This is a genomic window from Rhizobium ecuadorense (genome assembly GCF_001187535.1).
GTDB classification, from domain to species: domain Bacteria; phylum Pseudomonadota; class Alphaproteobacteria; order Rhizobiales; family Rhizobiaceae; genus Rhizobium; species Rhizobium ecuadorense.
In genome coordinates this window covers 1-408 of the sequence record NZ_LFIO01001622.1, presented here as the reverse complement: position 1 = coordinate 408, position 408 = coordinate 1, and the positions used below count along the sequence as shown (strand labels likewise).

1 pseudogene is annotated in these 408 nt (G+C 54.9%); it reads right to left on the bottom strand.

From position 1 onward, the window contains the following. A pseudogene (locus tag AF337_RS42905) lies at positions 1-112 on the bottom strand (RNA-binding protein); the annotation flags it as partial. Positions 113-408 lie beyond the last annotated feature (296 nt).

Sequence of the window (408 nt, the reverse complement as noted above, 5' to 3'; positions counted from 1 at the left end):
CTCTCAAACTGCGGTTGTAGACGCTGACATGGTGACCCTGGGTCACAGCGCGCTCGACGCACGGATATGAAATCTGGCCGGTACCGCCAACGAAAAGGATTTTCAAAGCCATGGGAAGGACCTCGGTGCCGGATGTGGCGGGATATGCGGTCAGTCTTCATAGCGCGAAAGAAATTGGTCGTCTCCTGCAAAATCAGGCGCACCGGGTCACATCGTTTGATCGACCTCCCCCTACCAACGTTGTGACATTCCGTCGGCGTGAGGTTCGACCGCAGCCAACCATTGCCGATAACGCAAAGATCTCTATCTCAAGCGAATGACGCAGCTGATGTTTGATATCAGCACAAGACCGAGGCTCTCTTGAAAGATTATCTGCCCTATGCAGCCGGGGCGCTGGCAGGTTTGCTG